At 44.1% G+C, this 7,931-nt stretch carries 11 protein-coding genes; 7 read left to right on the top strand and 4 right to left on the bottom strand.

The features are described from left to right. The 5 genes from JHC35_RS03840 to JHC35_RS03860 all read left to right on the top strand — a co-directional run. Positions 1-267: putative nucleotidyltransferase substrate binding domain-containing protein (locus tag JHC35_RS03840; RefSeq protein WP_295042170.1), on the top strand; the 267-nt coding region annotated here is incomplete at its 5' end. Further along, on the top strand, positions 267-881 hold the full coding sequence (locus JHC35_RS03845; RefSeq protein WP_295042190.1) for a 3'-5' exonuclease: 615 nt from the start codon (positions 267-269) through the stop codon (positions 879-881). The genes JHC35_RS03840 and JHC35_RS03845, both read left to right, overlap by 1 nt. 18 nt (positions 882-899) lie before the next feature. Continuing rightward, the gene (acs, locus tag JHC35_RS03850) at positions 900-2,858 is read left to right on the top strand and encodes an acetate--CoA ligase (RefSeq protein WP_295042172.1); all 1,959 of its coding nucleotides are present in this window, start codon (positions 900-902) and stop codon (positions 2,856-2,858) included. A 365-nt stretch (positions 2,859-3,223) separates the two neighbouring features. Next, positions 3,224-3,946 (top strand): ATP-binding protein, encoded by a 723-nt coding sequence (locus JHC35_RS03855; protein ID WP_295042174.1) that lies wholly within the window; start codon positions 3,224-3,226, stop codon positions 3,944-3,946. Between the two features lie 93 nt (positions 3,947-4,039). Beyond that, complete coding sequence (locus tag JHC35_RS03860) at positions 4,040-4,747, top strand: YebC/PmpR family DNA-binding transcriptional regulator (protein ID WP_295042176.1); 708 nt, start codon at positions 4,040-4,042, stop codon at positions 4,745-4,747. 33 nt (positions 4,748-4,780) lie between these two features. Here JHC35_RS03860 and JHC35_RS03865 read toward each other — a convergent pair whose 3' ends face one another. Further along, positions 4,781-5,437: a transglycosylase SLT domain-containing protein gene (locus tag JHC35_RS03865; RefSeq protein ID WP_295042178.1), complete on the bottom strand. Its 657-nt coding sequence runs from the start codon at positions 5,435-5,437 to the stop codon at positions 4,781-4,783. Positions 5,438-5,571: 134 nt separating this feature from the next. Between JHC35_RS03865 and JHC35_RS03870 the strand changes: the two genes are divergently transcribed. Next, positions 5,572-5,889 (top strand): hypothetical protein, encoded by a 318-nt coding sequence (locus JHC35_RS03870; RefSeq protein WP_295042180.1) that lies wholly within the window; start codon positions 5,572-5,574, stop codon positions 5,887-5,889. Positions 5,890-5,914: 25 nt separating this feature from the next. Here the strand turns inward: JHC35_RS03870 and JHC35_RS03875 are convergent, their stop codons facing one another. From JHC35_RS03875 to JHC35_RS03885, 3 genes are all read right to left on the bottom strand, one after another. Next, on the bottom strand, positions 5,915-6,160 hold the full coding sequence (locus tag JHC35_RS03875; RefSeq protein ID WP_295042182.1) for a hypothetical protein: 246 nt from the start codon (positions 6,158-6,160) through the stop codon (positions 5,915-5,917). Then, complete coding sequence (locus tag JHC35_RS03880) at positions 6,157-7,086, bottom strand: methyltransferase domain-containing protein (protein WP_295042184.1); 930 nt, start codon at positions 7,084-7,086, stop codon at positions 6,157-6,159. Before JHC35_RS03880 ends, JHC35_RS03875 begins: the two co-directional genes overlap by 4 nt. A gap of 247 nt (positions 7,087-7,333) precedes the next feature. Continuing rightward, positions 7,334-7,693, bottom strand: coding sequence for a nuclear transport factor 2 family protein (locus tag JHC35_RS03885; RefSeq protein ID WP_295042186.1), 360 nt, complete (start codon positions 7,691-7,693; stop codon positions 7,334-7,336). Between the two features lie 36 nt (positions 7,694-7,729). On the opposite strand from JHC35_RS03885, the gene JHC35_RS03890 reads away from it, so the two are divergent. After that, the coding region (locus JHC35_RS03890) for a hypothetical protein (RefSeq protein ID WP_295042188.1) at positions 7,730-7,931 on the top strand (202 nt) is incomplete at its 3' end.

The raw sequence follows: 7,931 nt of genomic DNA on the forward strand, positions 1-7,931 counted from the left end.
AATACAACCGAACGGATCAAAGAGCTAAACAATCTCGGATTGTTCGATCGGGTATTTGCGAATGAGCTGATCGAAGCGTACGATACACTCCTTAGTATTCGTTTACGCTTTATCCTTGGACAAAAACAAGGGAGCAACGAACAAAATTATGTCAATCCGAAATTATTGAGCAAGGCTGAACGGGATTTATTGAAAGATTCGTTCAAAATCGTCAATAAATTCAAAAAATTTCTCACCTACCATTTTCATTTAGGAATGGTGGTTTGATGTTCGAATCCCTCAAACGTTCGTGGAACCGTCGTGGTCTTAACGATGAAAACTATGCGTGGATGTTTGAACCCTACAGCGGTGATGAAGTTGTGGTTTTTGATACCGAAACAACGGGACTCAATACGAAAAAAGATGCGGTACTGAGCATCGGTGCGGTAAAGGTCAAAGGGGATCGTATTTTGACCTCTGAGGGTTTTGAAATTTTTTTAAAACCCTCCAAAGAGATCAGCGCCGAAAGTATCAAAATTCATCATATCCGACCATGTGATTTACAGCAGGCTTTAGAGCCATTAGAGGGGGTGCGAAAATTTTTAGAATTTATTGGAAATCGCCCATTGGTTGGGTATTATCTGGAGTTTGACATGGCGATGATAAACCGTCTGATTAAGCCGTGGCTTGGGGTCACATTGCCCAATAAACAAATCGAAGTTTCTGGGCTATATTTTGATAAAAAAATTGCTTTGATTCCTCAAGGAAATATTGATTTACGCTTCGATACAATCCTCCGAGATTTAAACATCCCGAAGATGGGTCAGCACAACGCATTGAATGATGCAATTATGACCGCAATGGTCTATATAAAATTACAACACACTATAAAATTAAACTAAACACAAGGAGCCTTAAGAATGAGTGATATCGTAAAACCGACTTTTCAGCCGAACCGTGAGTTGGCTAAAAATGCCCGTATTAAAAATATGTGTGAGTACCATGATTTGCAAACATGGGCGAGCGAAGATTACGAAGGATACTGGGGACATTTCGCATCTGAGAAAATCGATTGGTTTTCACCGTACACCCAAGTCCTTGATGAGAGTAATGCTCCGTTTTACAAATGGTTTGTAGGCGGTAAACTCAATGTGGCTCACCAATGTATCGACCGTCATTTGAACTCACGCAAAAACAAAGCGGCGATCATTTTCGAAGGTGACCGCGGTGACAAACAAATCATTACGTATCTCGAACTCTATTACAATGTCAACAAATTTGCGAACTTGTTGAAAAACGAATTCCACGTCAAAAAAGGTGACCGCGTCATTATCTATATGCCAATGATCCCTGAAGCGGCGTACGCAATGCTCGCATGTGCACGCATCGGTGCAATCCACTCCATCGTATTCGGCGGATTCTCTGCTGAGGCATTGAAAGACCGTATCGAAGATGCGGAAGCAAAAGTTGTTATTACCGCTGATGGTGCATTTCGTAAAGATAAACCGTATATGCTCAAACCGGTGGTTGACCAAGCGATCACTGAAAACTCTCCGGTAGAAAAAGTCCTTGTTGTTGAGCGTAACAACGAAGACATCACATGGGTTGCAGGACGTGACTACTCGTATAACGAGCTGATCAAATCTCAATCAAGCATCTGCGAAGCAGAAGTGATGGACGCGGAAGATCCGTTGTTCCTCCTTTACACATCAGGTTCAACCGGAAAACCAAAAGGGGTTCAACACAACTCTGCAGGGTATATCCTTTGGGCTCAAATGACCATGGAATGGGTCTTCGACGTCAAAGAAAACGATACCTACTGGTGTACGGCTGACGTAGGCTGGATTACCGGACATACGTACATTGTATACGGACCGCTTGCGATGGGTGCAACAACCGTTATGTTCGAAGGGGTACCGACGTATCCGGATGCAGGACGTCCGTGGAAAATGGTTGAAGAGTACAAAATCAACCAATTCTACACTGCTCCTACCGCGATTCGTGTATTGCACAAAACGGGTGAAGACGAACCTGCAAAATACGACCTTAGCAGCCTAAAAGTTCTCGGAACCGTCGGTGAGCCGATCGACCCGACGGCATGGAAATGGTATTATGAAGCAGTCGGTGGCGGTAAATGCGCTATCGTCGATACTTACTGGCAAACCGAGACGGGGGGACATATCGTTTCTCCATTGCCAGGAGCTACTCCGATCAAACCGGCTTGCGCAACATTCCCGCTTCCGGGTATTATGGCTGAGATCCTTGATCCACAAACCGGTGTCAGAGTCGCAGCAGGTGAGGGAGGTTACATGTGTGTAACACGTCCTTGGCCATCAATGATCCGCGGTATCTGGGGTGATCCTGAGCGTTTCGTGAAATCGTATTTCGGCGATGTGAAAAAAGAGGGTCAACCGGTATACTTCACCGGTGATGGTGCAATCTACGACGAAGAGGGATACATCACGATTACGGGACGCACCGATGACGTTATCAACGTATCCGGTCACCGTATGGGAACTGCCGAAGTTGAAGCGGCATGTAAAAAACACCCGAACGTTGCGGAAGTAGCGGTCGTCGGTAAGCCACACGATATCAAAGGTGAAGGTATCTTCGCCTATATCGTACTCAAAAGCGATGACACCGTCAGTGAAGAGATGGAGATGGTCAAAGAGATCAACAAAGTGATCATGAAAGAGATCGGTAACATTGCTATTTGTGATGACATCGTTTTCGTACCAGGCTTGCCGAAAACACGTTCAGGTAAAATCATGCGTCGTATCCTTCGCTCTATCGCGAAAGGCGAAGCGATCACTCAAGATATTTCGACACTCGAAGATCCGTCAATCGTTGCGACGATCGAAGCGAAAGTCAAAGGGTAAGTTGATAAAACTTGAAAATATGCTATAACTTTTTCGTGAGTATAGCTTTGTTGTAGTTAATGGAGCGGCAATGGTCGAGGGGTAGTTACTCCTCGGCGCGGCAGTACGTTCGAGCGGTTCAAAAATCTCTCCGAGATCCATCTGCATGCCGAGGGGATTGAAAAACTGTGTAAGAGGTCGATGCGGTTACAATACACCATTTGCGATGGCAAGATGAGCTTTCACAGTGAGGGTGGAGATGTTACAATTACGCAAGAAGCGTGGAAATAATACGTCACTTTTCTCTACATTTGAGTACTCTATATCTCTAAATTTGCCACCTTTGGCTATACTTGTCTCTATAGTATCTCTACATGGATAAACCAATGAAACGAAAAATCGGAAAATTTAAAAGCTCTATTGCCGCCTTGGAATTGCAAGATCGCGTATTGCGTGAGAATACACTCATATTAGCGGAGCCGGGTTCAGGGAAAACGCATCTTGCGAACAAAATTCGTGAGTTTGTTATCGACAGCGGAATCCCGACCCTTTATCTGGATTTTTCAGATCCTACCCCCGATCAGGTCGAAGAAAAATTCAAAACCGGCAGCGATTTTCACTACATGCGTTTTGATGAGAGTGAAGCGTTCAACAGTGCCTTGGATGCAGCAATCGCTGAGCGTCAAAACATCTATATGGCGGTTAGCCCGTCGTTTTTTGCCAGCAAGCGGGACATCAAAAGCAAGCTTTCGCAAATGATGCAAAAGCGCGAACTTTTGGATAACTACTACTATATCATGCAAGAGATTGCGAGTTTAGAGGGGTTCTATACCAAATTCGAAGACTTTATGTTTTACATCTTCGATCTCGTCAATCTCAAAAAATTCGGTCTTACATTTTTGGCTCAGCCGCATGAGATGTTTGAAAATCCGCGCATTAAACTGTTGTTCTCATTTCTCTTTGTGGGACGCTGCTCAAACGCGTATTATTACAATACGACAGTCTTGCGTTCGATGGAACCCAATACGTTCTTGTATCAATACCGTGTTGATAACCGCTCGCTCCTTTTTAACCATATCCAAAGCGATATCGTCTTTATCGACGTCTAAACCGAGTCAATCGGTTTAGCGGGCGTTGAAGATAGAGGCTAAACCCGCTATAATTTCATAATTTTTTACACTTTTTAAATAGGAGCATACCGTATGGGAAGAGCGTTTGAATATCGCAAAGCGGCAAAAATGAAACGCTGGGGAAATATGTCGAGAATTTTCCCGAAACTCGGCAAGGTCATTACAATGGCGGCGAAAGAGGGGGGTGCTGACCCTGAGATGAACCCGAAACTCCGTACCGCGATTTTGACCGCAAAAGCGCAAAATATGCCAAAAGACAATATCGATGCAGCGATCAAACGGGCTTTTGGTAAGGATGCCACAAACATCCTTGAGGTTAATATGGAAGGAAAAGGGCCTCACGGCGTTTTGATTTTCGTCGAATGTGCAACCGACAACAATACCCGTACCGTTGGAAATATCCGCAGCTATTTTTCAAAAGCCAAAGGTGAATTGCTGAACAACGGAGCCCTTGAATTCATGTTCAGTCGTAAAGCGGTTTTCAGTTTCCCGACACCGGAAATGGATATGGACGAGTTGGAGATGGCGCTGATCGATGCAGGGCTCGAAGAGCTCGAAGAAGAGGAGGGCGAAGTGACCGTAACTGGTGATTACACCTCGTTTGGTACCCTATCTGCAGCATTGGAAGAGCTTAATATCGCTCCAAGTAAAGCGGCATTGGAGCGTATACCAAATACGACCGTCGAATTTACCGACGAACAAATGGTCGATATCGAAAAACTAATCGATCGGATCGAAGAGGACGATGACGTTCAAGCTGTCTACACCAATATCGGTTAATCCTGCCTCTTGCCCGTTTTCGGCGGGCAACTTTTACTCTCCTTTTTCTTCCTCATTGGATTGTGTATAATGAATTTTGGCATCCAGTAGGAGTGTTTTGGCGAAATGGGCTTTTGCTCCCGATGGAAAATGGGGATCTTTGAACAAAACAGAAATCTTTTTACTCCCGTTTTTTTGAATCAGCCGCTGAAGAGTTCCCTCTCCCATTGCGTAGGCAAGATCGGCTAAATACCAGCTTCCGAACTCTCTTTTTAAATATTTGATATAGCGGATTACCGCATCATTGGATTTGTTAATATCGAGCCGCTCATCATCCCCTTTTTTGACCGTAAGTCCGAAATTTTTGGCGCTTTGTTTGCCGAACTGCCATAGTCCGGCTGTTCCATAGCCGTGCATAGAGGGGTTGAATTTTGATTCCGAATAGGGGATGAGAGAGAAAAACAAAGGGATGTTCGCCTCGATAAATTTGGCTTCGATTCGGCTGTATTCTTTGGTGGTAGCTTGATAGCGCTTATACAACGGGGCGATAGTACCTCGATAGTTATCGAGTGTATGATCCAATGCCTCTGTATCGAGGAGCGACTCTTCGCACTGGATCGATTGCAGCGAAAGATTGATCGCTTCGACTTCACTGCGACCGAAAAGGGGGATTGCGTTCATCAGTAAAAGGCAAAAAAACAGATACTTCATTATTCCCCTTTTATGTTCATACTGCATTGTAGCATGTTCGATGCAATAATAAAAGTTTGAATAAAGGAGTTCGTACGTTAGTTATGGTATATTCATTTTAGTGAAGCGTATTGAAAAAAAAGGGGGGGGAGAGGATGCAGATCGAACGGAAAAAAATAATCCAGTTTGCATTGAACTACGATATCGAAGATATTAATACCTATTCGGGATACAAAGGGGATTTGATCCTCAAAATCGTTTCCAAAGATATCGATGCGATTGCCGAGATACAAAAATTCGCCAATACGCTCGATATTTTGGATGTCGTCGTGAAACACAATCCCCATCTATTGATTTATGAAATTTTTTGTGTGACGAAAGATAGAGATACTTACGGTATCAAAAAAGAGACATTGGAACACAAAGAACACCCTAAACATGACGTATGGGGAAATGTGAGCCGTGAAGACTAACGGCTGAGGAGTGTTTTTAACTCCTCTAAGTCCGCAGATAGTGTTGATAGTAGAGGCTTTGCCGTTCACACGCACGGTTCACCTCTTCAAGTGTGACACCCCGTTCCAGTCCCAGTTCCCACCAGTTGCCGGCGTATTTCATCAGTTCGAGATAATACTCCAGCTCCAATGTGACGCCGAGCTCTTTCATCGCTTTTTCGTTCGCGCGGAAGTACCACAGTTTGGTTTCGACGAGTACTCCGTCATTGTCAAAAAGAATTACGTTTTTCATTGTCCGATTTTCGTCGCCGTTAAAAAAAGATAATCACGTCCCGTCACCGTGACGCGGAATTTTTTTTGTTGGAGATATTTTTTGCAGTAATAGAGATCTTTGATGAGGATCGACATCTCCGAGTAGGGGTAGTTGGGGGCTTTGGCACCGTAGACCATCTCTCCGTCCATCCATCGGCAGTTGGGAAATCCCAAAATCATCGCTCCATCAGGGGTGAGATACTCTTGTACCAAAGAGGCGAAAAGGCTCTTGAACTCGAGTGTAGAGCTTTGAAGCGTTCCGATGGTGATGATGCAATCAAACCGTCCCAAGTCAAGCGAAGCAAGGTCGTTAATATCGTGTACATGAAACAATGCATTCCCCTCGCTAAAGCGCTCGCGAGCCGTCTCAATAGCACTTTTGGAGTGGTCGATGCCAACGAACTCGATCGATTCATAATCCGATGAATCAAGCATTCGGCGGATGAGGTCGAATTCGTCTCCGGTATTGATTCCCAGATTTAAAACCCGTTTTTTCTTTTTTATCGTGACGCTATTGAGTGCTCTTGCGTAGGCGCTCAAAAAAGCGGGTTCTTCGTTTTTGTGAATCCGTGAAAACGTCGATGAGGTTCCGTATTTCTCTTCTTGAGCATCAACGTGGTGAAAAGATTGATCGCGATGGAGTTTGTTAAACGTCATGGATACGGTGTGATCGGAGAGAATTTTTGGAGTCATCATGCGACAAAACAATAGCTCCGCTAAATCACCCCATGCTTTGTAGGAACGGTACAAATACTCAACATCCCCTATTCGGAGAGATTCACCGGCATAAGAGCCGAGTGCATAATCGGGATTGAGCACTTCGAAGGTCACGAAATCGGAGTCTTTGAGGGTTTCTTGTGCCCATGCAAGGATCTCGATCAGAGGTTCGGAAGTGAATGTTTTCATGGTGCGATTGTAACATAATAGAGAACGGTTTTTTAGACAGATGTTAAGTGTCGCTTCGGCGGAAACGAAGAAAAATAATCTGTTCCGGTAAAAAGATAGAATTGATCAATACAACGCTTAATATTGTATCAACATATCATTAAGAAATATAATACCACCATTGAACACGGTGAAGCGTCATATATTAGTGATAATCATATTGATTTCTACTTAGGAGAAAAAAAGAAGTGAAGCGAAATTAGCTACTTCAAATATAATGCGCCACCGCTTTCAGTACTTTTCCATTTTCATCGAAAAAGAAAACTTCCACCGCCTTTTTATCCAATACTGATGTATACGAAACAGCTATAGAATCTGCCCCCACAAAGACGCTATCCAAGACAAAATGCAGATCACTGAATTTCTCCAGCGCCGCTGACCAATAAGCGCCTACCGCCTCTTTTCCTCTCAGCGTCCCGCCTGATTCAGGACTAAATGTGATGATAAACGGAGAGCTCATCTCGAAATCATCACTGTAATGTGATAATACTGCGTCCAAATTGTGGCTATTCCATGCCTCGATCCACTCATGGACGAAACGTTCGGCGAATTCTGTATTGATAGTCATCAATCATATCCTTTGGTTATTTTTTCTCAGCCTTGTGTGTCTCAAGTCTTTTATTTATCCGTTATTTTCAATCTTAAACGTATTAAAAATAATATCGGTCGCGAGCATCCGCGTCGCATGGTTTACCGCATCGAGAATATCGCTGTCCCTCCATCCCATCTCCCGCAGGGTATCGAGATCATTCACTCTTCACCGCTGGAAACCATGATGCGGATAGCGGCGAGCAGCGGCATCGAGA

It is taken from the genome of Sulfuricurvum sp., from assembly GCF_022759005.1.
Taxonomy (GTDB): domain Bacteria; phylum Campylobacterota; class Campylobacteria; order Campylobacterales; family Sulfurimonadaceae; genus Sulfuricurvum.

Coding starts and splice junctions, on each gene's coding strand:
- JHC35_RS03845 (WP_295042190.1), top strand. CDS start 267: ATGTTCGAATCCCTCAAACGTTCGTGGAACCGTCGTGGTCTTAACGAT.
- acs (WP_295042172.1), top strand. CDS start 900: ATGAGTGATATCGTAAAACCGACTTTTCAGCCGAACCGTGAGTTGGCT.
- JHC35_RS03865 (WP_295042178.1), bottom strand. CDS start 5,437: ATGAAGTATCTGTTTTTTTGCCTTTTACTGATGAACGCAATCCCCCTT.
- JHC35_RS03860 (WP_295042176.1), top strand. CDS start 4,040: ATGGGAAGAGCGTTTGAATATCGCAAAGCGGCAAAAATGAAACGCTGG.
- JHC35_RS03870 (WP_295042180.1), top strand. CDS start 5,572: ATGCAGATCGAACGGAAAAAAATAATCCAGTTTGCATTGAACTACGAT.
- JHC35_RS03875 (WP_295042182.1), bottom strand. CDS start 6,160: ATGAAAAACGTAATTCTTTTTGACAATGACGGAGTACTCGTCGAAACC.
- JHC35_RS03880 (WP_295042184.1), bottom strand. CDS start 7,086: ATGAAAACATTCACTTCCGAACCTCTGATCGAGATCCTTGCATGGGCA.
- JHC35_RS03885 (WP_295042186.1), bottom strand. CDS start 7,693: ATGACTATCAATACAGAATTCGCCGAACGTTTCGTCCATGAGTGGATC.
- JHC35_RS03855 (WP_295042174.1), top strand. CDS start 3,224: ATGAAACGAAAAATCGGAAAATTTAAAAGCTCTATTGCCGCCTTGGAA.